At 71.9% G+C, this 22,404-nt stretch carries 17 protein-coding genes; 10 read left to right on the top strand and 7 right to left on the bottom strand.

The features are described 5' to 3' along the window. Positions 1–216 precede the first annotated feature (216 nt). On the top strand, positions 217–2,394 hold the full coding sequence (locus EDD27_RS20385) for an amylo-alpha-1,6-glucosidase (protein WP_127933820.1): 2,178 nt from the start codon (positions 217–219) through the stop codon (positions 2,392–2,394). Then, the gene (locus EDD27_RS20380; protein ID WP_241564155.1) at positions 2,391–3,512 is read left to right on the top strand and encodes a glycosyltransferase family 4 protein; all 1,122 of its coding nucleotides are present in this window, start codon (positions 2,391–2,393) and stop codon (positions 3,510–3,512) included. Before EDD27_RS20385 ends, EDD27_RS20380 begins: the two co-directional genes overlap by 4 nt. Positions 3,513–3,571: 59 nt before the next feature. On the opposite strand, the gene EDD27_RS20375 is transcribed toward EDD27_RS20380, so the two are convergent. Beyond that, positions 3,572–4,318 carry an SAM-dependent methyltransferase gene (locus EDD27_RS20375; RefSeq protein ID WP_127933819.1) on the bottom strand — a complete coding sequence of 249 codons (747 nt, stop codon included), beginning with the start codon at positions 4,316–4,318 and terminating at the stop codon, positions 3,572–3,574. Between the two features lie 241 nt (positions 4,319–4,559). Between EDD27_RS20375 and EDD27_RS20370 the strand changes: the two genes are divergently transcribed. Beyond that, complete coding sequence (locus EDD27_RS20370; protein WP_127933818.1) at positions 4,560–5,432, top strand: RNA polymerase sigma-70 factor; 873 nt, start codon at positions 4,560–4,562, stop codon at positions 5,430–5,432. A gap of 4 nt (positions 5,433–5,436) precedes the next feature. On the opposite strand, the gene EDD27_RS20365 is transcribed toward EDD27_RS20370, so the two are convergent. Both EDD27_RS20365 and EDD27_RS57835 read right to left on the bottom strand, forming a co-directional pair. Continuing rightward, positions 5,437–6,048 carry a response regulator transcription factor gene (locus EDD27_RS20365; RefSeq protein WP_127933817.1) on the bottom strand — a complete coding sequence of 204 codons (612 nt, stop codon included), beginning with the start codon at positions 6,046–6,048 and terminating at the stop codon, positions 5,437–5,439. Positions 6,049–6,114: 66 nt separating this feature from the next. Beyond that, the gene (locus EDD27_RS57835) at positions 6,115–7,542 is read right to left on the bottom strand and encodes a sensor histidine kinase (protein ID WP_127933816.1); all 1,428 of its coding nucleotides are present in this window, start codon (positions 7,540–7,542) and stop codon (positions 6,115–6,117) included. A gap of 188 nt (positions 7,543–7,730) precedes the next feature. Between EDD27_RS57835 and EDD27_RS20355 the strand changes: the two genes are divergently transcribed. Next, entirely contained in the window at positions 7,731–8,306 is a 576-nt protein-coding gene (locus tag EDD27_RS20355; protein WP_127933815.1) for a hypothetical protein, read from the top strand. 82 nt (positions 8,307–8,388) lie between these two features. Here the strand turns inward: EDD27_RS20355 and EDD27_RS20350 are convergent, their stop codons facing one another. Together EDD27_RS20350 and EDD27_RS20345 are read right to left on the bottom strand one after the other, a co-directional pair. Next, entirely contained in the window at positions 8,389–9,051 is a 663-nt protein-coding gene (locus EDD27_RS20350; protein ID WP_206641542.1) for a hypothetical protein, read from the bottom strand. A gap of 88 nt (positions 9,052–9,139) precedes the next feature. Next, positions 9,140–11,869 carry a SpoIIE family protein phosphatase gene (locus tag EDD27_RS20345; protein ID WP_127933814.1) on the bottom strand — a complete coding sequence of 910 codons (2,730 nt, stop codon included), beginning with the start codon at positions 11,867–11,869 and terminating at the stop codon, positions 9,140–9,142. A 149-nt stretch (positions 11,870–12,018) separates the two neighbouring features. Between EDD27_RS20345 and EDD27_RS20340 the strand changes: the two genes are divergently transcribed. Then, positions 12,019–12,750: a class I SAM-dependent methyltransferase gene (locus tag EDD27_RS20340; protein ID WP_127933813.1), complete on the top strand. Its 732-nt coding sequence runs from the start codon at positions 12,019–12,021 to the stop codon at positions 12,748–12,750. A gap of 30 nt (positions 12,751–12,780) precedes the next feature. Here the strand turns inward: EDD27_RS20340 and EDD27_RS20335 are convergent, their stop codons facing one another. After that, the gene (locus EDD27_RS20335) at positions 12,781–13,557 is read right to left on the bottom strand and encodes an SDR family oxidoreductase (protein WP_127933812.1); all 777 of its coding nucleotides are present in this window, start codon (positions 13,555–13,557) and stop codon (positions 12,781–12,783) included. Positions 13,558–13,702: 145 nt separating this feature from the next. Here EDD27_RS20335 and EDD27_RS20330 point away from each other — a divergent pair, with 145 nt between their 5' ends. The 4 genes from EDD27_RS20330 to EDD27_RS20315 all read left to right on the top strand — a co-directional run bounded on the left by EDD27_RS20330 (position 13,703) and on the right by EDD27_RS20315 (position 17,048). Further along, complete coding sequence (locus tag EDD27_RS20330; RefSeq protein ID WP_127933811.1) at positions 13,703–14,830, top strand: threonine aldolase family protein; 1,128 nt, start codon at positions 13,703–13,705, stop codon at positions 14,828–14,830. A 185-nt stretch (positions 14,831–15,015) separates the two neighbouring features. Continuing rightward, positions 15,016–15,390, top strand: a complete 375-nt coding sequence (locus EDD27_RS20325) for an STAS domain-containing protein (protein WP_127933810.1) — start codon at positions 15,016–15,018, stop codon at positions 15,388–15,390. A gap of 46 nt (positions 15,391–15,436) precedes the next feature. Beyond that, positions 15,437–16,096 carry an HAD family hydrolase gene (locus EDD27_RS20320; protein ID WP_206641541.1) on the top strand — a complete coding sequence of 220 codons (660 nt, stop codon included), beginning with the start codon at positions 15,437–15,439 and terminating at the stop codon, positions 16,094–16,096. A 193-nt stretch (positions 16,097–16,289) separates the two neighbouring features. Next, entirely contained in the window at positions 16,290–17,048 is a 759-nt protein-coding gene (locus tag EDD27_RS20315) for an SAM-dependent methyltransferase (protein WP_127933809.1), read from the top strand. Here EDD27_RS20315 and EDD27_RS20310 read toward each other — a convergent pair. Then, positions 17,021–21,439 (bottom strand): cation-translocating P-type ATPase, encoded by a 4,419-nt coding sequence (locus EDD27_RS20310; protein WP_127933808.1) that lies wholly within the window; start codon positions 21,437–21,439, stop codon positions 17,021–17,023. The genes EDD27_RS20315 and EDD27_RS20310 overlap by 28 nt on opposite strands. A 156-nt stretch (positions 21,440–21,595) precedes the next feature. Between EDD27_RS20310 and EDD27_RS20305 the strand changes: the two genes are divergently transcribed. After that, positions 21,596–22,228: a TetR/AcrR family transcriptional regulator gene (locus tag EDD27_RS20305; protein ID WP_127933807.1), complete on the top strand. Its 633-nt coding sequence runs from the start codon at positions 21,596–21,598 to the stop codon at positions 22,226–22,228. Positions 22,229–22,404: the final 176 nt, after the last annotated feature.

Genomic DNA, 22,404 nt, shown 5'->3' with positions numbered 1-22,404 from the left:
ACGGCCGCGATGCCCCACGGCTCGCCCGAGCGGGCAGCGGCTTCCTCGGTGTAGCTCATGTACTCCTGAATACCGGAATTTGACACACTCATGATCGAGGTGCACCGGGGTCGCCGCCGTTCCGCGTCTGATGCGCGCCGCCGCTCACCCGGTCATGGCGTTAGACGGCACGCTGCGGGCATGTACCGGAAGGGGGAGCAGCGAGGGGGCACGTCCATGAGTGCGTGGACTTTCGAGGGGCAACCGGGGGCATTGGGAGAGACGGTCACGCTGGTGGAGGGCGGCTCGTTCTGCCTGAGTCAGCGTGGCGGCGACATCGTGCCCGGCGCCGCGCAGGGCGTCTACCATGCCGACACGCGCCTGTTGTCACAGTGGATGCTGAGGGTGGACGACCACCCCGTGGAGCCGCTGCAGACGATCTCGGTCGCGCCGTACCACGCCACGTTCGTGGGCAAGGCCCGGCCGCGGCCGGGCGCGGTGGAGAGCACGCTGCTGGTCGTACGGGACCGCTACGTCGGCGGCGGGCTGCGTGAGGACCTGGTGTTGCGCAACATGTCGGAGGAGCCGGCAGGGTGCGTGGTGACCGTCCACGTGGGCTCCGACGTGGCCGATCTCTTCGAGGTGAAGGCCGAACGGGTCCGGCCGGTCACCGATGTGGAGATGAACCCGAGCGAGTCGGGACTGGAGGTGTTCTCCGCCGGCCGGGCACGCGGCGCCCGGATCGTGGCCGAGTCGCCCGGCACGCCGGTGGTGGCCACGCCGGGATTGCTCACCTTCCACCTGGTGGTCCCCCCTCGGCAGGAGTGGCGGACGAAGCTCGTGGTCAATCCGATCGTCGAGGGTGTGGAGACCTCCGCGTGGTTCCCCGCGGACCACTCGATCGAGCACGCCGAGCCGGCCCGCCGCCTGGCCGCGTGGACCCGCAACAGCCCGGTTCTGACCAGCACGAACGCCGACCTCGTCCAGGTCATGATCCGATCCAGGGAGGACCTGGGCAGCCTGCGGCTGTTCGACCGGCGCCATCCGGAGGAGCCGCCGGCGATCGCCGCCGGGGCGCCGTGGTTCATGACGTTGTTCGGCCGCGACTCGCTGCTCACCTCCTGGATGGCGCTGCCGCTCGACCAGTCGCTGGCCTTGGGCACGCTGCGCCGGCTGGCCCGGCTGCAGGGCACCGAAGTCGATCCCCTCTCCGAGGAGGAGCCGGGGAAGATCCTGCACGAGCTGCGCTACGGCGTGCAGAAGGGCGCGTCGCCGTACGGCGGCCAGGCCTATTACGGCTCGGTCGACGCGACGCCCTTGTTCGTCATGCTGCTCGGCGAGCTGCGCCGGTGGGGCCTGCACACCGAGGCCGTCGAGGAACTGCTGCCCCACGCCGACGCCGCGCTGACCTGGATCGAGGAGTACGGCGGACCCGACGGGCTGCTGTGGTACTGCCGCAAGACCGACCGCGGGCTGATCAACCAGGGGTGGAAGGACTCCTTCGACGGCATCACCTTCAGCGACGGGACCATCGCCCGCCCGCCCATCGCCCTGGCCGAGGCGCAGGGCTACGTCTATGCCGCCTACCTCGCGCGCGCCCACTTCGCCCACGAGCAGGGCGACGACGCGACCGAGCGGCGCTGCGTGGAACGTGCCATGGACATCAGGCGGGCCTTCAACGAGCGCTTCTGGCTGCCCGGCCCCGGCTATTACGCGCTGGGCCTGGACGGCAGGGGCCGGCCCATCGACGGCCTCGGCTCCAACATGGGCCACTGCCTGTGGAGCGGCATCGTCGACGAGGACAAGGCGGCCTCCGTGGCCGCGCATCTGCTGTCGGACGAGATGTTCACCGGCTACGGGGTGCGCACGCTGGCCACGTCGATGGGGGCGTACAACCCGATGAGCTACCACAACGGGTCGGTGTGGCCCCACGACAACGCGATCATCGCGGCCGGGCTGATGAGGTACGGCTTCATCGAGGAGTCCCAGCGGATCGCGATGGGGCTGCTGGCCGTCGGGCAGGCGTTCGGCGGCCGGCTGCCTGAGCTGTTCTGCGGCTTCGACCGGGCGGAGTTCATCGAGCCCATCCCGTACCCGACCTCCTGCTCGCCGCAGGCGTGGGCGGCCGCCGCCCCCATCCACATCCTGCGTACGCTGCTGCGGCTGGACCCCTGGGTGCCGTACGGGAAGATCTGGATCGTCCCGGCCCTGCCGGACGGGTTCGGCGAACTGCAGATCGCGGACCTGCCCGTGGCAGGCGCACGGATCACCGTCGGCGTCGGCAGGGACGGGAGCACGGCCGTCGTGTCGGGCCTGCCGGAGGGCCTCGAACTGCACACCGAACCACGCTCGCCGATCAGCGGCGCCTGCCGGTCCGGCGTGGCCGACCGCACCTACGGGCTGGCGACGCCGTGATCGCCACCGACGCCAACCTGGAGAGGGCCCAGCCGAGCCTGCGGCCGGGCGGCCGGCTGCACATCGCCATGATCGCCCCGCCCTGGCAGGACGTGCCGCCCCGGGCGTACGGCGGCATCGAGGAGATGCTCGCCAGCCTGGTCAACGGGCTGGACCGGCGCGGCCACCAGGTGACCCTCATCGGCGCCGGCCGCACCACGGCGCCGGCGAGGTTCCTGTCCACCTACTCGCGGCCGCCGTCCGAGCGGATCGGCGACCCACTGCCCGAGCTCCTGCACGCGGCCCGCGCCCGCCGCCTGCTCGCCGGGCTGGACGCCGACATCGTGCACGACCACTCGCTGGCCGGCCCCCTGACTGCGGCCTGCCGCGCCGTGCCGACCGTCGTCACCTGCCACGGCCCCGCGGACGGCGAGCTGGGAGCCTGCTACCGGGAGCTGGGCGCCGACATCTCCCTGGTGGCCATTTCCGACGCTCAGCGGCGGAACGCGCCCGGTCTCGACTGGGTCGCCACCGTCCACAACGCCCTCGACGTCGACACCTACCCCTTCCGGCCCGACAAGGAGGAGTGGGTGTTGTGGCTGGGCCGGTTCCACCCGTACAAGGGCGCCCATCTCGCCATCGACGCCGCCCGCGCGGCGGGCCGCAACATCATCCTCGCCGGCAAGCTCACCGAACCGACCGAACACGCCTGCTTCGACACCTACATCCGGCCCCGGCTCGGCCCGGACGCCACCTACATCGGCGAGGCCGACGCCGGCCGCAAACGCGAGCTGCTCGCCGCCGCCCGCTGCCTGCTCTTCCCCATCCACTGGGAAGAGCCGTTCGGCATGGTGCTCATCGAGGCCATGGCCTGCGGCACCCCCGTCGTGGCCCTCGGCAGGGGAGCGGTGCCGGAGGTCGTGGCCGACGGCCGCACCGGCTTCGTCCTGCACAGCGCCGCCCAGCTGCCCGAGGCGATCCAGGCGATCGAGCGGATCGACCCGCACGCGTGCAGGAAGCATGTGGAGCAGTACTTCAGCGCCGAGACCATGGCGGCCGCCTACGAGCAGGTCTACTGGCGGGTGCTGCGATCCCGAAGCGCACGCCGACCGGCTTCCACCCGCGTTGATCTCCCCTGAGGCGCTGCCGGGCGGCCGCCGGAGGGACGGCCGCCCGGTTCTGGGACGGAACAGGATCGTCAGCGCTTCATGATGGCGAACACGCCCCAGCCGAGGAGCGGCCGCTGGTAGCGGGTGTAGGCCAACGGCGCCTGCGACAACTCGGCCCGCAGCTCGGGCGCGAGCTCGTCATCCGGGTTGGCGTCCAGCCAGGTCCGGAGGTTGAGCCATTGGGCGGCGACGTACCGGTCCCAGCTGTCCTCGTCGGCCAGGACCATCTCGACGACGTCGTAGCCCAGGCTCTGGAACAGCGCGATGAGCCCGGGCAGCGTCTCAAGATCCTCGCGTGACCGGACATGACAGGCCTCGACGGCCTCCTGGCTGGGCGGCTCGGCACGCCAGAACGGCTCGCCGATGAGGATCATGCCGCCCGGCCGCAGGCTGCGCTCCAGCAGCGCGACGGTCCCCGCGACGCCCTGGCCGATCCAGGTCGCCCCGACGCACGCCGCGACGTCGACGGGCCCGGCCGCCACATGGGTGGAGGCGTCGCCGTGGACGAAGGTCACCTGACCGGTGACGCCGAGCGCGGCGGCGCGCTTGCGCGCGGCGGCGAGGAACACCGTGCTGATGTCGACGCCGGTGCCGGTGATGCCGTGATCGCGGGCCCAGGTGGCCAGCATCTCGCCCTTGCCGCAGCACAGATCGAGCACGGAGGCGCCCGGGCGGAGCCCGATCGCGGCGCCCAGCGTGGCGAGCTTCTCCGGCGTGTACGGGTCGAGAATCCGGTGGCTGCTCTCCCGGATGGTGAAACTACGTGGCAGATCCAAGGGAATGAGTCCTAACGTGCGCGGGTCGAATGATCGAGTTGATGAGTTGACGCACGTCACGGACCCGCATGTTAAGCAACTCCTCCGTCATGGATGATGATCGCGACCTTAGGTCGTGATCGGGAACGCGGCAATCGATTTTTCCGCGGGTGAGATCCAGGTCACTTTTCCTCCGTGGACGTCACGTACCGGCCCCTGTACGGGCTCAAGGGCAGGAGTCACGCACAGAGGGGGACCTGCGATGCCCGATGCCACCCAGGTGTTCGCCGACCATCGAGAGCTGCTGTTCTCCATCGTCTACAACATGCTCGGCAGTGTCAGCGACACCGAGGACGTGCTGCAGGAGACCTGGCTGGCGTGGGCGTCCAGGGATCCGGACCAGATCGACCACCCGCGCGCCTACCTGGTGCGTGTCGCGGTCAACCAAGGACTGGCGCACCAGAGCGCCCTGCGCCGGCGGCGGGAGACCTATGTCGGCCCCTGGCTGCCCGATCCGCTGGTCACCTCCGCCGACGCCGCCGCCCACGCCGAGCGGGCGGACACGCTCTCGCTCGCGCTGCTCGTGGTGCTGGAGACGCTGACGCCGCTGGAGCGGGCGGTGTTCATCCTGCACGAGGTGGCCGCCTACCAGCACACCGAGATCGCCGCCATGATCGACCGCAGCCCCGCCGCCGTGCGCCGGCTCGCCCACCGCGCCCGCGAACACGTCCAGGCCCGGCGCCCGCGCACCCAGGTCGACCCGCGCCTGCAGCGGCAGGTCACCGAGCGGTTCGTCGCCGCCGCGTTCGGCGGCGACCTCCAGGCGCTGATGGAGCTCCTGGCGCCCGACGTGACCCTGTGGGCCGACGGCGGCGGCAAGTCGAACGCCGGTGGCCCGCGTCCCGTCCGCGGCCGCGACAACGTCGCACGCGTGCTCGTCGCCAGCGCCGCCCAGCCGCTCGACGGCCTCGACCTGCAATACCGCCAGGTCAACGGCGATCCCTGCGCGGTGCTGTTCGTGGAGAACGCCCCGTACGCGGTCATGGTCGTCGACCTGAACGCCGACGGCTCCCAGGTCCGTGACATCTACACCGTGAGCAACCCCGACAAGCTCGCCCACCTCCCCGCCGAATGAATCGTCAGATCCAGCCCTCTTCCCAGGCGCGGTGGGCGGCCGCGTGGCGGGAGCTGACGCCGAGCTTGGCCATGGCCGCCGACAGGTAGTTGCGTACGGTGCCGGGCGCCAGATGGACCTGGGAGGCGATCTCCCTGATCGAAGCCCCGGTCCGGGATGCCCGCAACACTGCCAGCTCCCGGTCGCTGAGCGGGCAGTCGTCCTCGGTGAGCGCTGAGGCGGCGATGTCCGGATCGACGTAGCGTCGTCCCGCCGCGACGTCGCGGATGATCTCCGCGAGCCTGGCCGCGGGGGTGGTCTTGGGTACGAAACCGCTCACGCCGGCGGACAACGCGCGGCGCAACACTCCGGGCCGGGCGTGGCGGGTCACCAGGATGATCTTTATGGTCGTGGTGGTCGGATCCGACCTGATCTCCTCGGTGGCACGCAGGCCGTCGGCCGGCGGCATCTCCAGGTCCAGCACGGCGATGTCCGGGCGGTGCTCGCGAGCCAGGCGCACGGCGTCGGTGGAGGTGGCCGCCTCGGCGGCGACCGTCAGGTCGTCCTCCAGCTCCAGCAGCGCCGCCAGGGCGCCCCTGATCAGATCCTCGTCGTCGGCGATCAGCAGCCGGATCATCGCGCCTCCGTCTCCGAGATCAGCAGCCGGGTCATCGCGCCTCCGTCTCCGAGATCAGCAGCCGGGTCATCGCGCCTCCGCCTCCGAAGCCGTCGTGGCGGGCCGGTCGGTCCCGGGTTCCTGGCCAGGCGTCTGCACCGGCAGCGAGGCCGCCACGACGAACTGGTCGCCGTCGTGCCGCCAGCTCAGCTCGCCCCCGGCGGCCCGCAGCCGCTCGGCAAGCCCCCGCAGGCCGGTGCCGGGGTCGGTGATGGCGCCGAGCCTGGTCGCGGTGCCCGGATCCGCCGCGGTGCCGGGGTCGGTGGCGGTGGCGGGGTGGCTTGCGGTGCTGCGGTCTGCCGCTTGGCTCGGGCCGGTGGTGGGGGCCGGGCCGGGGGTGGAGGGCGGGCGGGCGCCGTCGTTGCTGATGCGGAGGCAGGCCAGGCCGCCGGCGATCCGGTAGCCGACCTTGGCATGCCGGGCCCGGCTGTGACGTACCACGTTGGTGGTCGCCTCCCGCATCACCAGGCCCAGCAGACGTCTGCCCGGGTCGGGGAGAAGGTCAGGGGCGGCGGCGGGGTCGAGCTCCATCCGGGCGTCGATGCCGGCCGCCGCGAGGACTTTCGTCGCGTTCGCGATCTCCTCTTCCAGCGTGACGCGGCGGTAGCCCTGGACGACGGCACGGGTGTCCCGCAGCGCGTCCGTGGCCAGCCGCCGCACCTCCTTCATCTCCTCGGCCGCCCGTGCCGGGTCGGCCTGTGCCAGCCGCGCCGCCAGCTCGCTCTTGAGGGCGATCACCTGCAGGTGGTGGCCCTGGATGTCGTGGAGATCGGCGGCGAAGCGCAGCCGCTCGTCCTTGACCGCCAGCTCCGCCGACAACCGGCGGGCCGCGTTCAGGCGTTCCGCGACGTCCCAGGCCCACAACATGCCGAGGGTGACCCACCCGCTGAAGACGACCAGCCCGGCAGGGAACGCCGCCGCGAACAGGAGTCCCTGCCCCGAGACCGCGGCCGTGACCCCGCCGAGGACGGCCGCCACCGCCGCCGCGGCGGCGATCAGCAACCACCGGCGCCCGGCCGGCGAGAACATCGCGACGATCGAGACCATCATGGCCGGGCCGAAGGACCAGAGCCCGAAGTCCCGCAGCGCGAGCAGGATCCCGCCCAGCACCGCCGCACCCGCGGCCCCGGCCACCAGCCACGTCACCGGCGGCCGGCCGGCCCACCCGGCCGGGTCCGGGCCCGGGTGGGGGGACGGGCCGTTCCCGTTCGCCACGGCGCGGGACTCGAAGGGGACACGCGGGAGGCGGCGGCTGATCGACACCGCGATGGCCGACACGGTCACCGTCAGGGCGGCCACGGCGGCGAGCCGGACCGCCACCGGCACCGCCGGATCCGTGATCCGGCTTCTGACGCTGAAGACCAGGAAGAACGCGGTGACGCCGATGAGACTCCACCACGTGTAGCGGCGGAAGTTCGTCAGCCCCGTCCCGGGATCGACCGGCAGGTCACGCACGCCGCCATTGTCGCAGCAATCCGCCGCGCCGGCCCGCCGCCGCCATCGCCCGCCTGCTGATGACAAATGTCACGCGATCATGTGACACATCCATGCGGGGACATGCGGTTTCGGCGCTACCGGGGGATGCGCGCGTCGGCGAGCCTGGAGGCCGTACATACCTCACCCCGGTATCAAGGAGGCTTCCAATGCAGCCCAACGCCCCATCCACCCCCAGGCGCTGGGTCGGCGTCCTCGCGAGCCGCTGGCCGACCGCGGTCGCCCTCGCGATGACGTACCTCTCCATGAGCAGCGGCAGCCCCCTGAGTGAGGAGGTGAGGAGCCTCGCGCAGGTCCTGCCCGCCCTGCCGCTGCTGTATCTCGTCGTCGCCAAGCTCGGGCGGCCCGCGCTGTCGTGGCCGCTGCTCGGCGTGGGCATGGTGATCATCTTCGGGACGCGATTGCTGGACCTCGTCGCGCCGTCCACCGTCCTGCTCGCCCTGGCGCTGGTCGTGCTGATCTGGGGTGCGATCGACGGGCACCTGCGCCGGCCCGGCGAGTTCAGGATCCAGGCCATCGGCATGATCGGGTTCGGCGTGCTGGCGCTGGCCGGGCTGGCCGTCGTCCCGGAGGCAGGCCGGTACGTGATCGGGGCCGGATGGCTGCTGCACGGCGTCTGGGACTTCGTGTACCTGCGCCGCGGCACGGTCGTGGCGCGCTCCTACGCCGAATGGTGCGGCGTCCTCGACGTGCTGATCGCGATCGAGTTGATCTTCCTGGTGTGACGGGGCTCAAGCGGGAAGCCGCGCGCGCCCGTATCCCCTGCCGCTCCGGGCGGCCAGGGGATACGGGCGTGATGCCCGGCGATCAGGACGTCGGCGTGGGCGAGGAACTCGGCGAAGGCGTGGAGGCCGGAGGCTGGCCGGGCCGGTGGTCGCCGTGCCAGCGGCCGCCCTTGCCGCGCCAGCCCTGCCCGTCACGCAGGGTCGCGTCGTGGATCCCGACGGCCGTGGCCGTGCCGCCCTCCACTGTCGCCCTGACCATGACCTTCTGCCCGGTCTTCACCGCGTCGATGCCGTCGCCGCCGCGGTTGATCCGGGTGTCGCCGTTGACCACGTACTCCCTGGTGTAGCCGTCCTCGCTCTTGACTGTGATCGAGTCCTGGTCGACGGCCGTCACGTCGCCGTACTGGGTGGCGACGGTCACGTACTTGCCCGTGCCGTCGGGCACGACGAACTCCCCGTGAAGGGCAGGGCCGCCGAAGCCCATCTTGCGGCCCCAGCCCCGGCCGTGCCCCGGGCCCTGGTCGGACGGCGTGCCGGACGGGCTCGCGGACGGCGCCGCGGTGCCGGTTGCCGTGGGCGTCGGGGACGGTGAGGGAGACAACGCCGCCGCGCCGGCGACGCCCGCGCCCGTGACCACGACGAGCGCGGTGGTGCCGGCGAGCAGCAACGAACGGGGGAAACGGCGCCTGGGCGGCTCGTTCGACAGTGTTTCCGTGGTGCTGAAGTCATCCGGCCCAGGGGTCATGTTTCGTCCTCCCGATAGGTCTGCAATGGGACAACTGTGCATCAAGACAGCTAAGAGCGCCGTAAACGGCTTCTTTGTACGTTCGCGGCTAATCGCCGAGCAGGTCGTACAGGTCCAGGCCGCTTGGCTCGGGGAGCAGGGCGGGCGCCGATGGCCTCAAGGATTGTTCGGTCCAGATGCACTTGCCTGTGGGGGTGTAGCGGGTGCCCCAGCGATGCGAGATCGCGGACACCAGCTGCAGCCCGCGCCCGCCCTCGTCCGTTTCGGCGGCACGACGCATACGCGGAGTGGTCAGGCTGCCGTCGGAGACCTCGCAGGTGAGCACGTCGCTGCGGAGCAGGCGGAGCTGGATGGGGCCCTTGGCGTGGCGGATCACGTTGCTGACCAGTTCGCTGGCCAGCAGCTCGGTGGTCACCGAGAGGTCATCCAGGTCCCAGGCGCTGAGCTGGGCGCGGACGTGCTCGCGGGCCTGGCCCGCGGCCTTGGGGTGCTCGGGCAGCGGCCAGGAGGCCATGTCCTCGCCGGGCAGCGCGTGCGTGCGGACGACCAGCAGGGCGGCGTCGTCTGCCGTGCCCTGCCTGGCGGGCAGCAGGGTGGTGGTCAGACTGTCGCACAGGGCCTCGAGGCACTCGGCGCAGCGCAGCCCCGCCGGGTCCGTCGCGTCCGGGTGATTCTCGTGCCGGAACGGTGTTCCGGGGAGCGTCCCGGAGACCCAGCCGCTGAGCGCCTTGGCGAGGTGGGCCATGCCCTGGTCGATGTCGAGGTTGGAGGACTCGACCAGGCCGTCGGTGTACAGCACCAGCAGACTGCCTTCGGGCAGCTGCATCTCCACGGTGTCGAAGGGCGGGGTGGCGGCGCCGAGGGGCGAGTTCGGGTCGGCGTCGGGGAAAAGCACGCTGCCGTCGGGATGCACCACGGCGGGCGGGGGATGGCCGGCCCGGGTGAGGACGCAGGCGCGGGTGGTGGGGTCGTAGACCAGGTACAGGCAGGTGGCGTAGAAATCGTCGCCGAGCTCGCTCACCAGGTCGTTGAGGTGGGAGAGCAACTCGTCGGGAGGCAGTTCCAGGTCGGCGAGGGTACGGACGGCGGTGCGCAGGCGCCCCATGGTGACCGCTTCGGACACGCCGTGCCCCATGACGTCGCCGATGACGATGGCGACCCGATCCGCCGACAGCGAGATGACGTCATACCAGTCGCCGCCCACCTCCATGTCCTTGCCGGCGGGCAGGTAGCGGGCCGCGGCGGTGACCGCGGGCAGGCTGGGCAGTTCACGGGGGAGCAGCCCGCGTTGCAGTTCCTTGGCGCGGGTGTGCTCCCTGTCGTACAGGCGAGCCCGTTCCATGGCCTGAGCGACCAGCCCGCTGAGTGCGGTGAGCAGGTTGCGCTCCTCGCCGGTGAACTGACGCGGCTCGGCGAAGGAGACGACACAACTGCCCACCGGCCGTCCCGAGGCGATCAGCGGCAGGAACGCCCACGCCTGCTTGCCCCCCGCCGCCGGCAGCTCGGCCGTCGTGGGGTAACGCTCGACGTACTCCTCTGCCGAGGTGACGAACGTCGGGTTGCGATGACGCAGAACCTCCGCGAGCGGGATCCCCGAAGCGGTCGGTATCCGGGAGATCCGGTCGAGAAACTCCTTGGAGTAGCCGGTGAACCCTACCGGGCGCAGGTGGTCACCCTCCAGGTAGGCGAGGATCAGTCCGGCGGCGCCGAACGACGGCAGGATGTGATCGGCGGTCGCGTCCACGACATCCCGCACCGTGACGGCCTCGGCCAGGGCCCTGGTCAGCTGGCTGATCCGGGAGGCCCGCTCCACGGCGGCGCGCTCGGAGTTGGTCGTCCGCGATTCGGTGACCTTCTCCAGGGTCTCATGGGTCTTGGTGACGTCCCACAGGGTGCCGACCATGCGTGCCGGCTCGCCGTTCTCGTCCACCACCAGCCGGCCGCGGGACCGCACCCAGCGGGTCGTCCCGTCCGGGCGGCACAGCCGGTATTCGGTGCTGTACATCCGCCCCAGGCGGATCGCCTCGTCCATGTCCGCCAGCACCCACGGCAGGTCGTCAGGGTGCACGATGCCCGTCCAGGTCTCGATGCGTCCGTCGAAGGTGTCCTGGTCGAGGCCGAACACGGTGAGCATCGCGTCGTTCCAGATCACGTCGCCGGTCCGGAGATCCCAGTCCCACGTGCCGACCGCCGGCAGGTCCTGCGGCAGAGGCGAGCCGGTGGGCTGTTCGTGGCATCCCGTGATGCCCGGCCCCTGCGTGGGTGCCGAGGGCTTGCTCAGGCGCTCGCCGGCCCAGCGGCCCAGCGTGTCGAGGAAGGCCCGCTGCCCGGCTGACGGCTCTTCCGAGGAGACGGTCACGACCGACAGCGCGCCGACCGGCCCGCCGGGGCCGAGGATCGGAACGGACGCCATGGCCGTACCGGCCGGCAACGACCAGGCCGCGGACCCGCCCGCCGTCGTGTCAGGTTCGCGCATGCCAGGGACGACGTTCGCCAAAGCCGCCCAGACGAACGCACCGTCACGGAGCGCGCGCGCCGGGGCGAGCGGGCCGCTCCCCTCGATGCGCTCCCACGCCTGGGCGAAAGCCGAGGGCAGGCCGCTGGTGACGACCAGGCGCAGCCCGCCGCCGTAGCCGGGAGCGCCGAGATGCACCAATCCGCCCAGGCCGGCGAGCTCGGCCACCGCCTGCTGGATCGCGAACCGCAGGAGCTCGATCCCCCACAGCTCGTCGCCGACCACGGACAGCAGCCGTCTCCGCTCCGCGGAAACCCGCTCGGCCCCCGCGGTCCGCCAATGCCGCGCATGCCGCTCACCCATCCCCATCCCCTGCCCTTCACCACGTCATCAGGTCTTCATCAGGGTCAAGATGGGGGAATATCTACAATTGTATGACTACCCACCGCACACGGCTCATCGCGGTGTGGTGGGGCGAACGCGGTGGAATGGATGGATCGTAAGGTTTCCGCATGGCCGACGACATCTTCGAACATCCGCGGCTGGCCGCCGTCTATGACCCGCTCGACCCTGACCGTGGGGACCTGGAGGTGTACGCCTCGATCGCCGCCGAACTGGGCGCCCGCAGCGTGCTGGATGTCGGCTGCGGCACGGGAACGTTCGCGCTGCTCCTGACCGGGCTAGGGATCGAGGTGACCGGGGTGGATCCGGCCGCCGCCTCGCTCGACGTGGCGCGGGCCAAGCCGGGAAGCGAGCGCGTGCGCTGGATCCACGGCGACGCGACATGCCTTCCGCCGATGCGGGCCGACCTGGCCACCATGACGGCGAACGTCGCCCAGGCGATCGCCGAGCCGGACGACTGGGACGGGACGCTACGCGGGATTCACCAGGCGCTGCGGCCCGGCGGGCACCTGGTGTTCGAGACCCGGGTGCCGGCGAGGCAGGCGTGGCTGGAATGGAATCGCGCGGCTTCGTACCGGGTGGCCGAGATCGACGGGATCGGCAGGGTCGAGAGCTGGTGCGAGGTGACCGACGTCAGCGGGCCGCTGGTGACCTTCCGCGGGACGTGGGTCTTCGCGGCGGACGGCGCGGTGCTGACGTCGGACTCGACGCTGCGTTTTCGCGAGCGGGAGGAGGTCGAGGCGGCGCTGGTCGCCCACGGATACACGGTGGAGCACGTCCGCGACGCGCCCGACCGGCCCGGCAAGGAGTACGTGTTCCTGGCCCGGCGACCGGCGGACTGACGTCCGGCACGTCCCACGGACCGTGAGCCGTCACGTGAACAGCTGGCCGCCGTTGACGTCGATCGTGGCGCCCGTGACGGCCTTGGCATGGTCGGAGGCGAGGTAGATGACGGCGCGGGCCACGTCCTCCTCGGTGGCGATGCGCCGCAGCGCCATCGCCGAGACGTCGCGCGCGAGGATCTCCTCGAACGTCACGCCTTCCGCCGCGGCCCGCGTGCGCATCCACCCATCCAGCACCTCGCTGGCGATCCACCCGGGCGCGACGCAGTTCACCCGCACCCCGTACGGCCCGAGCTCGTCGGCGAGGCATTGTGACAGCAGATGCGCGGCGGCCTTACCGGCGGCGTAGTCGCTGCGCCCGGCGTAGCCCTTGCGGGACGACATGGACGTGATGGTGACGATCGAGCCGGAGCGCTGAGCCACCATGTGCGGCGCGATGAACCTGCAGGCCAGCAGCGTGCCGTAGCCGCCGGTCTCGACGGCTACGCGCCACGTCTCCAGGTCGCCCGCGGACATGTCGAGCACGTTCCTGCGGTGCGAGCCGGGGAAGGCGGCGTTGACCAGCACGTCCACCCGGCCGAACCGGTCGATCACGGTGTCGGCGAGCCGTCGCGTGTCGTCGATCCTGGTCACGTCGGCGGGCACCGCCAGCACGCCTGGCACCTCGGCCGCGGTCTTCTCCAGGGTGGCCGCGGTGCGGGCGGCCACGACCACCTTGGCGCCCTCCTCGCTCAGCAGACCCGCCAGGGTCCGCCCCAGTCCCGGGCCCGCACCCGTGACGACCGCCACCTTGCCATCCAGCTGCACGCGCCTACGTTACCAAGCGTTTGCTCAACAGGCCGGGCGGCGCCGCCGGGAAAAGCTTGTGACGCGAAAGCCGTTCTCGGCATACCAAACCCCTGTAAGGTACATCTGCTGCTGCATATTACTCGCAATAACGAAGGACACGCATATGTCGGATACGACCCTGCCTCCTGTACGACGGTCGCTGTTCCTGCACGCGCCGATCCGGCGCAAGCCGCGCGCGATGCTGGAACAGATGCTGGCGCTGGTGGACGACGACACCCCGCCGGACGGCCCCGACGGCCCCGTGGCGGTGCTGGAGCGGCGACTGGCCGATCTGCTCGGCAAGGAAAGCGCCCTGTTCTTCCCCAGCGGGACGATGGCCCAGCAGGTCGCGTTGCGGCTGCACGCCGACCGGCGCGGACGCCGTACCTTCGCCGCTCACCCGCAGTCTCACCTGGACGTGTGGGAGGAGCAGGGCTACAACGCCGTCCACGGCCTGCGGCTGCGCAGCACCGGCGACCTGCACGAGCTGATGACCGCCGGCGATCTGGCCGCGATCGGCGAGCCGCTCGCCGCAGTCGTCTGGGAGCTGCCGCAGCGCGACATAGGCGGGCAGCTCCCGGAATGGCCCGACCTGTGCGAGCAGGTGGCGCTCGTACGGGCGACCGGGGCCGCCGCTCACCTGGACGGCGCCCGCCTCTGGGAGGCCCAGACCTACTACCGGCGCCCCTTCGACGAGATCGCCGCACTGTTCGACACGGCGTACGTCTCGCTCTACAAGAGCCTGCAGGGTGTGCGCGGCGCCGTGCTCGCCTCCGACGCCGCCACGGTGGACGCCGCCAGAGTCTGGCGCCAGCGGCTCGGCGGCGGCATCCGCGATGCCTGGCCACTAGCCCTGGCCGCCCTGGTCGGCCTCGACACGCTGGCCGCGCGCATGCCCGCCTACCGCAAGCACGCCATCGCCATCGCCGCCGCGATCAACGCCGACGGCGCCGCCCATGCCTACCCCGACCCTCCCCAGACCCCGCTGTTCCACATCCACCTGCCGGCCTCCCGGCGCGCCGTCGAGCAGGCCGGCGAGCAGATCCTCGCCGAACACGGCATCCAGCTCTGGGGCCGGGTCCGCTCCGCCACGGACCCCGGCCGCTGCAGCTTCGAGATCAGCGTCGGCGACAATGCCATGGAGTTCACCCCCGGCGAGGTGGTCACGCTCGTCCGCGACGTCCTGGCCCGTGCCTCCTCGCACCCGGGCTCGCCGCCCTCCCTGGCGGACTCCCCGCAAGGGTCCTCCTGATCGCTCCGCGACGCCACCGAACCCCGGCGTGACAGGCGAGAAACGTGCCCCCTGCAGAGACGGTCGCCGGTCTTCCTCGAAGTCTTTTAACGAACTGTCTTTCCGGTAATGGCGTTCGGGATTAGGGTTGTGTGCAAGCAGATCCCCTTCATCGTCAGCCCGAATCGAGTCATCAGGAGGACGCCATGACCCCCCTGAGCCTCCAGGGTGGCCCCACGGCCACCGGCGTGCTGATCAGCGTAGGTGGCGAGGTCGATGTCACCAACGCCGACCGGCTGGAGTCCTACGTCGGCCAGATGTGCCGGCGCGGCGATCCGGTCGTGCTCGACCTGAGCGAGCTGAGATTCATGGACAGCAGCGGCATGAACGTGCTGCTGCGCCTGGACGCCGCAGCACGGGAGCAGGGCGGCGGCCTGCACCTGGCAGCCGTGGGGCGGGCACCTGCGCGGCTGCTGGAGCTCACCGGTGTCGTGCGGGCTCTGCAGGTCCACTCCAGCGTGGACGAGGCCCTCACCTGCCTTGCGGCGAGCCGATCCGCCCCTCCAGGAGATCTCGCTTGATCGATGGTCGTGACGGACGCGGGGCGGCGGGCATTATCTTTGCCGTGTGATCCGCGCCGTGGTGATTGATGTGGACGACACGCTCTGCCTGACCGAGGCGGTGTGCTTCGAGCTGGAAAACGAGGTGCTGGCGCGCATCGGCCGCGAACCGATGTCACGTGCGGTGCATCTGTCCACGTGGGGACAGCCCCTGCTCCGAGCGATGCGTGAACGGTCACCCGGCGTTGACCTCGACGCCTTCACCGCTGCCTATCACGTGGTGCTGCAGGAGTACGTGATGGGCGGCCGGCTGGATGTCGTCGCGCAGGAGAACCTGGAAGCACTCGACGAGCTCGCCGCCGCAGGCCGCAGCGTCATGCTGTTGACCTCACGCACGGAAGCGGAGGTGAGGCACCTGCTGGCGCCGGATCACGCGCTCGCCGGTCGGCTCGCCGCCGTCTACCACGCGGACAACACCCGTTTTCGCAAGCCCGACGCCCGCGCCTTCGACGAGCTTTTGGCCGCCACCAGGCTGCTTCCCCATCAGTGCCTGTACGTAGGGGACTCGCCCGGCGACGCCCAGGCCGCCAAGGGCGCCGGCTTGCGCTTCGTCGCGTGCCTGCAGAGTGGAATCAGACAGCGCACCGACTTCGACTTACACCAGGTCGACGCGTTCATCGACACCTTCCCTGAGACGGTTGACGCTGTCGCGCGCCTGGAACAGTAAGCGCCGAGCGCCTCCGCTGCATGATCACCATGTCGTCTCCATCACATCTCGAAGACGCGCAATCGCCTCCTTGAGTACGTGGTCCCAGGCCAGAATCAGAGTGGATCAACAGACTTTGAGTATTGGGCGACGAGACAGGCCCGGGGCACGATGGACGAGTGCCTGGACGGCGGCTCCCCCGGAAGGAGAACGCATGATCGACACCAACGTTCCGCATTCTGCTCGCATCTGGAACTACTGGTTGGGCGGTAAGGACAACTACGAGGTCGACCGCATCGCGGGGGAGGAGTACAAGAAGATCTTCCCGGAGGTGGTGGAGCTCGCCCGGGCGTCCAGGGCATTTCTTGCTCGCACCATCACATACCTGACCAGGGAGGCGGGCATCAGGCAGTTCCTGGATGTCGGGACCGGCCTGCCCACGGTGGACAACACCCACGAGATCGCCCAGCGGATCGCCCCCGAGTCGCGGATCGTCTACGTCGACAATGACCCCCTCGTGCTGGTCCACGCCCGCGCGCTGCTGGTCGGCGCGCCGGAGGGCGCCACCGACTACATCGACGCCGACGTACGCGACACCGAGACGATCCTGACCGCCGCCGCGAAGACGCTCGACTTCAGCAAGCCCGTGGCGCTCAACCTCAGCGGCATCATGGGCCACATCGCCGACCTGGACGAGGCGCTGTCGATCGTCGGACGGCTGATGGACCCGTTGGCGCCGGGCAGCTACCTGGCGCTCAACGACGGCACCAACGTCCACAGCGCCGCAGGGGCAGAGGCGCAGGACCAATACAACGACAGCGGCGCCGTGGCGTACATCCAGCGCACCCCCGCGGAGATCGCCCGCTTCTTCGACGGCTTGGAGCTGGTCGAGCCGGGCGTGGTGACGGTCAACCACTGGCACTCGGACGGCCGCGAGCTCGACGCCTACGGTGGGGTCGGCCGGAAGTCGTGATCAAGGTTCGGGAGTGAGAGTGCCGGTGGCCACAGGGTGAGGGCGGCGCCGAGGATGCTCCCGGCCGTGGCGCTGCCGAGGGCGATGCTCCACCCGAGCGGCCCCAGCGGGGTGCAGCCGAAGAAGCCGCTGACGAACGGCGTCTGGATGACGGTGGCGAGCAGGGCGGCCGAGCCCAGGCCGGCTGCGAGGACGTTGCGGTCGAGGCCTCCGGTGAGCAGGGTCTGGCCGAGCTGGGTGCCGACGAGGGCGGCGAGCGCCACCGTGGAGGCGCGGCGGGAGCGCCCGGTGAGGCGGGCGGCGAGCCACGCGCCCCCCGCGCCGGCGGTGGTGGCCAGGGCCCGGGTGGTGATCTCCTGAGTGAGCGCCTCGCCGAGGGACATGTCGGGGCCTTCGCGCAGCAGGTGCGCCACGTCATACCTGCTGGGCGGGCGCAGCGCGATCGCCAGTGCCGGTGCGAGGTCGGTGAGCAGGTTGACCAGCAGCAGCTGGCGGGCGTTGAGCGGGGATCGGCCGGTCAGGGCCGTGCCGAGCACGGTGAAGGCGATCTCGCCGAGGTTGCCGCCCAGCAGGATGCCCAGCGCGTGCCGTACCGACGACCACATGGCGCGTCCCTCGATCAGCGCCGCGATGATCGTTTCCAGCCGGTCGTCGGAGACCACCAGGTCGGCGGCGGCCTGCGCGGCCGGGGTGCCGCGGCGGCCGAGCGCGATGCCCACATCGGCCAGCCGGATGGCCGGTGCGTCGTTGGCGCCGTCGCCGGTCATCGCGACGACCTTGCCCAGCCGCTGGTAGGCCTGGATGATGCGGACCTTCTGCGACGGGCTGCAGCGGGCGATCACGTCCACCTCGGGCAGCCGCCGGTCCAGCGCGGCGTCGTCGAGCCGGTCGATCTGCGCCCCGGTGATCACCTGGTTGGGCTTGGCGTCGGGGTGCACGGTCGCCGCGATCGCGTCCGCCGTCGCGGGGTGATCCCCGGTGATCATGACGGTCTGCACGCCTGCCTCGCGCAGGCGGGCGGCGGCCGGGGCGGCGCTCGTACGCACCGGGTCGGCGAGCGCGAGGAAGCCGAGGAACACCAGGTCGTGGACCGCGTCCTCGACGGCCTCTTCCGGCGCGGTCGCCGTACGGCGCTCGGCCACGGCGAGCACCCGGTTCCCGGCCCCGGCGAGCCGCTCGGCCAGCTTCGTCATGGCGGCGCGGTCGCGGTCGGTCATGTCCCGCTCGTGACCGTTCAGCCGCCGCCGCCCGCAGCGGGGCAGCAGGACCTCGGGGGCGCCCTTGACGCTGACCAGCAGGTCCTTGCCCGACCGGCCAAGGGTGGCGTGGAAGCCGCGAGACGGCTCGAACGGCAGCACGAGAACCTTGCGCCACCCGCGTTGACCGGTTCCCGGCCGGATCCTGGCCCGGCGCGCGCACTCCACCACGGCGCGATCGGTCCGGTGAGCCAGGTCGGTGGGGTGTCGTGCGTCCGGGCTGGCCCGCAGGGCGGCCGCCACCACACCCCGGCATGAACCGTCGAGCGACTGCGGTGAGCAGGCGTGGGTGCCGTCGTGGACCTGGTGCACCGCCAGCCGGCCCTCGGTCAGGGTGCCGGTCTTGTCGAAGCACAGCACGTCCACCCGGCCGAGGGCCTCGATGGTACGCGGGTTGCGCACGAGCGCCCCGAGGTCGGCCAGCCGGCGGGCGGCGGCGAGCTGGGCGGCGTTGACCAGGAACGGCAGCCCTTCGGGTACGGAGGCGATCGCCAGGTTCACCGCCGCGCCCAGGCTCTTGCGGACGGACACGCCGTGCAGCAGCCCTGCCCCGGTGACCGCGGCCGCCGAACCCAGCGCCACGGGCAGGCTGTGGCGGGTGAACCGGCTCAGATGCGCCTGCACGCCGGTCGTGGGGGCGCTCTGCCGGGCGGCCGCCATGCTGCGGCCCACTTCGGTGTCCGCGCCGGTCGCCACGACGACCGCCGTGGCGCGGCCGGCCGCCAGCGTGGTGCCCTCGTACAACATGGAGCGACGCTCGGCGATCTCCGCGGCGACGACCGGCGCCGGATCCTTGGCCACCGGCAGGGACTCGCCGGTGAGCGACGACTCGTCGGCCTCCACCCCGTCCGCCTCCAGCAACCGGCAGTCGGCCGGGACGACGTCACCGGGACCGAGCCGGATCACGTCGCCCGGCACGAGCTGCTCGGCGGTGACGACACGGTCGATGCCGTCGCGGCGGACGGTCGCTCCCACCGCGGATCGGGCCATCAGGTCGGCCAGGGCGCGGTCGGTGTGCACCCGTTGCACGGCGCCGGTCAGCGCGGACACCCCGGTGATCCCGGCGACCAGACCCGCGTCCACGAGCGATCCGACGACCGCGCTCAGCGCCGCTCCGCCGGCCAGGATCGGGGTCAGCGGATTGGCCAGCTCTTCCAGGAACGCCACGCCCAGGCTGGTGCCCAGTGGCTCCAAGCGACCGCCCGCCCGCCACCGCGTCCGTGCCTCGTCGCTGGTCAGGCCCTGTTCGGTGGTGTCGAGCCGGCGCAGGGCGGCCGCGGCGGGCATGAGGTGCCAGGGCGGGCGGGCGGCGGCACGCGTGGGCGTACGGGTGTGCACGTGATGGGCGCGCCAGACCCCGTCGAAGAAGCCCAGCGCCGCACCGGCGTTGACCGCGCCCAGACTGCGCGCGGCGGGCCGCGCCCCTCCCTCCAGCGCGGCCACGGCGCCGATGCCGGTGGCCGCCTGCGCCAGCATGATGCAGTCGCGGTCGACGCAGCGAGCCGCCGCCACGGCCTCCACCAGCAGAACCGCCGTGCCCAGCTCGGATCCGGCCAGCACGTGCGCTCCCCACGGCGGCGGCGAGCCGTCCTGGTGCACGCCGATCCCGCAGTCCGCGCTGCCCAGCGCCCGCCGATCGCCCGAGATCAGCATGACCGCCCCGCCCGCCGCCTGGATCTCGCGCACCGCGGCGGCCAGACCACGGGAACGCTCGATCACGTCATCGGCGTAGCCGTCCCGCGGCCGCTGCTCGTCCGTGGCCAGCACGATCCTGAGCCCCGCGCGGCGAGCCGCGCCGATCAGCGCGTCGAGTCCGGCCGCGGTCTCCCGCTCGGCCGCCAGCACGGCCTCCAGCCGCCCGCGCCGGGCCAGGCCCAGCACCACCTCGGCGCCCCGCCTGGCCAGCCGCCGCCGCTCGCGTACCCCGGTGCGCCCGCGCAGCTCCAGCTCCTCGACCGGCCCCAGCACCCACTCGCCCGCACGGCGCACCGCCCGCGCGTCCTCGGGCGCGAACAACGCGAAACCGGCCTCGGCCACCTCGCCGGCGTCCACCCCCGCCAGCGGGACCAGGTCGGTCGTCTCCCACCGCGCCGAACGCAGCGCGACCTCGTCCAGTACGAGCGTGTCCAGCCGCCCCAGCAGGCGCAACGCCGCCCGGTCCATCACCAGCGCGCCGCTGCGCGCCAGCACCGTACCCAGATGGGAGGCGAACGCGGCCCGCCCCGCCTCGGTCGCCTTCGGCAGCGTGGCCAGCCCCACGGCCGCCGCCCGCCGCCAGCCCACCAGCGGCGTGGCCGCGGGCACCGCGGCCGCCCCGAAAGCCAGCACCCGCCGCTGGTAACGCTCCACCGGGCCGTCCGGCAACCGGCACGGACGCTCCACCACCACCGGATCGGCCCCGGCGTCCTCGGGACCGCGGATGAGCCGCGGCTCCGCCTCCTGCCACGCCTGCTGTGAGGCACGCGCCTCCTGCCACTGGCCGATCCGCTGGGCGACGTCCAGCACCACGCCCGAGCCGCCCTCCGCGAGGGCGTGCGCCAGCCCGGCGGCCATGGAGACCAGCGACTCCGCCCGCTCCTGTCCGTGCAGGTGCTCGGCGGCCAGCTCACGCAGCCGCGGGTGCAGCGAGGTGGCGGAGAGCAGGCCGGCCAGCTCGGTCGGCAGCGGCGCCCACGGCGCCAGCCGGGTCAGGCCGGACAGGGCCAGCGCGGCCGTGTCGACGGCCAGGTTGGGCAGCGCCCGGGTCCGTGCCGGGCCTTCGGCGGGGTGGTGCAGCTCCTCCTCGGCGATCTCCTCGTCCTCGTTGATCGGGGCGGACTCGGCATGCTCCACCAGGGCCACCAGGTCGCGGCGGGGCGGCGGCGGGTCGGCCAGGCCGACCACCACCCGGCAGGCCGGCGCGTTCACCCGCGCCCACAGCACTCCCGGATGCCGCTGCAGGGCGTGCTCCACCCGTCGCGCCACGCGGGAACCGCCCGGGCCGTGCACGCCATGCGTCTCGATGTGGAGCCGGCCGGGGCACTCCCACACATCCCGCACGTCACGCTCTCCACCCAGCAGCCAGCCCGCCGCTCCGGTGACCAGCCCGACCGCTCCAGAGACAGGGGCCGGCGCCCGCAGCCCCAGCAACGCCATGTCTCTCCCCTCCCGTATGTTCTGGGTCCCCAAGTTCCCGAGCAGATCGATGTCATGCCAGCGCATTGCGATGGGTTTGCGGACGTACCCCCCGGAGGGCTGACCGGCGAACACGTTCTCATAGTCTGCCTCTAGAGTTGGGTTAATCTTGCTCGCGTGAGCGATGGCAAGAAGCCCGGCAAGAAGGCGCAGAAGTCCGCAGAGACCCGGCGGCGCATCCTGGAGGCCGCGGGGGACCTGTTCGTGACGCAGGGCTACGGCGCGACCATGCTGCAGCAGATCGCCGACAAGGCGGGCGTGGCGGTGCAGACGGTCTACTTCGTGTTCGGCAACAAGCGCCGGCTGCTCAAGGATCTCGTCGACGTCACGATCGCGGGCGACGACCTCCCCATGGCGACCATGGACCGGCCCTGGTTCCGCGAGGCCCTGGCCACGGCCACGGCCCAGGAGCACCTGCGGCAGCACGTGTCGGGCACGCGGGCCGTGCTGGAGCGGGTGTCCCCGATGGTCAAGGTGCTGGAGATCGCCGAGGCCACGGATCCGGAGGTCGCGGAGATGTGGCCGAGCGGAGAGGACCCGCGCCACATCGTCTCGACGGCCGCGGCGCAGAGCCTGATGGGCAAGCCGGGGGCGCGCCCGGACGTGCCGGCGGAGCACGCCGCCGATCTCCTCTACGGCGTGCTCAGCCCGGATGTCTACCTGTTGTTCGTCCGCAACCGCGGCTGGACGCCCGACCGGTTCGAGCGCTGGGCCCACGACACCCTGCGTGCCCAGCTCTGCGCGGATTGACCGGGACCGCCCCCCTTCCGCCCGGCTGTGCCGAATGCCGCGCCGCGCCCACACACCGGCTGTGCATGGTGCACCGGCGGCCACTATATGGACAGGTCAGAGGGGCGTTTCTCGGCGAGGTGCGGCGATGCGGCCCCGTCTTACGGAGCCGGATGCGGGTTCCCATCCGGCTCCGG

This window comes from Nonomuraea polychroma (assembly GCF_004011505.1).
Classification (GTDB): domain Bacteria; phylum Actinomycetota; class Actinomycetes; order Streptosporangiales; family Streptosporangiaceae; genus Nonomuraea; species Nonomuraea polychroma.
Note: the sequence above shows the minus strand (reverse complement) of the source record. Positions and strands in the feature narration are given on the sequence as shown.

Excerpts from the sequence above, each read along its gene's own strand:
- EDD27_RS20385 (WP_127933820.1), top strand. The coding sequence starts at position 217 with ATGAGTGCGTGGACTTTCGAGGGGCAACCGGGGGCATTGGGAGAGACG.
- EDD27_RS20370 (WP_127933818.1), top strand. The coding sequence starts at position 4,560 with ATGCCCGATGCCACCCAGGTGTTCGCCGACCATCGAGAGCTGCTGTTC.
- EDD27_RS20365 (WP_127933817.1), bottom strand. The coding sequence starts at position 6,048 with ATGATCCGGCTGCTGATCGCCGACGACGAGGATCTGATCAGGGGCGCC.
- EDD27_RS20355 (WP_127933815.1), top strand. The coding sequence starts at position 7,731 with ATGCAGCCCAACGCCCCATCCACCCCCAGGCGCTGGGTCGGCGTCCTC.
- EDD27_RS20350 (WP_206641542.1), bottom strand. The coding sequence starts at position 9,051 with ATGACCCCTGGGCCGGATGACTTCAGCACCACGGAAACACTGTCGAAC.
- EDD27_RS20345 (WP_127933814.1), bottom strand. The coding sequence starts at position 11,869 with ATGGGTGAGCGGCATGCGCGGCATTGGCGGACCGCGGGGGCCGAGCGG.
- EDD27_RS20340 (WP_127933813.1), top strand. The coding sequence starts at position 12,019 with ATGGCCGACGACATCTTCGAACATCCGCGGCTGGCCGCCGTCTATGAC.
- EDD27_RS20330 (WP_127933811.1), top strand. The coding sequence starts at position 13,703 with ATGTCGGATACGACCCTGCCTCCTGTACGACGGTCGCTGTTCCTGCAC.
- EDD27_RS20325 (WP_127933810.1), top strand. The coding sequence starts at position 15,016 with ATGACCCCCCTGAGCCTCCAGGGTGGCCCCACGGCCACCGGCGTGCTG.
- EDD27_RS20315 (WP_127933809.1), top strand. The coding sequence starts at position 16,290 with ATGATCGACACCAACGTTCCGCATTCTGCTCGCATCTGGAACTACTGG.
- EDD27_RS20310 (WP_127933808.1), bottom strand. The coding sequence starts at position 21,439 with ATGGCGTTGCTGGGGCTGCGGGCGCCGGCCCCTGTCTCTGGAGCGGTC.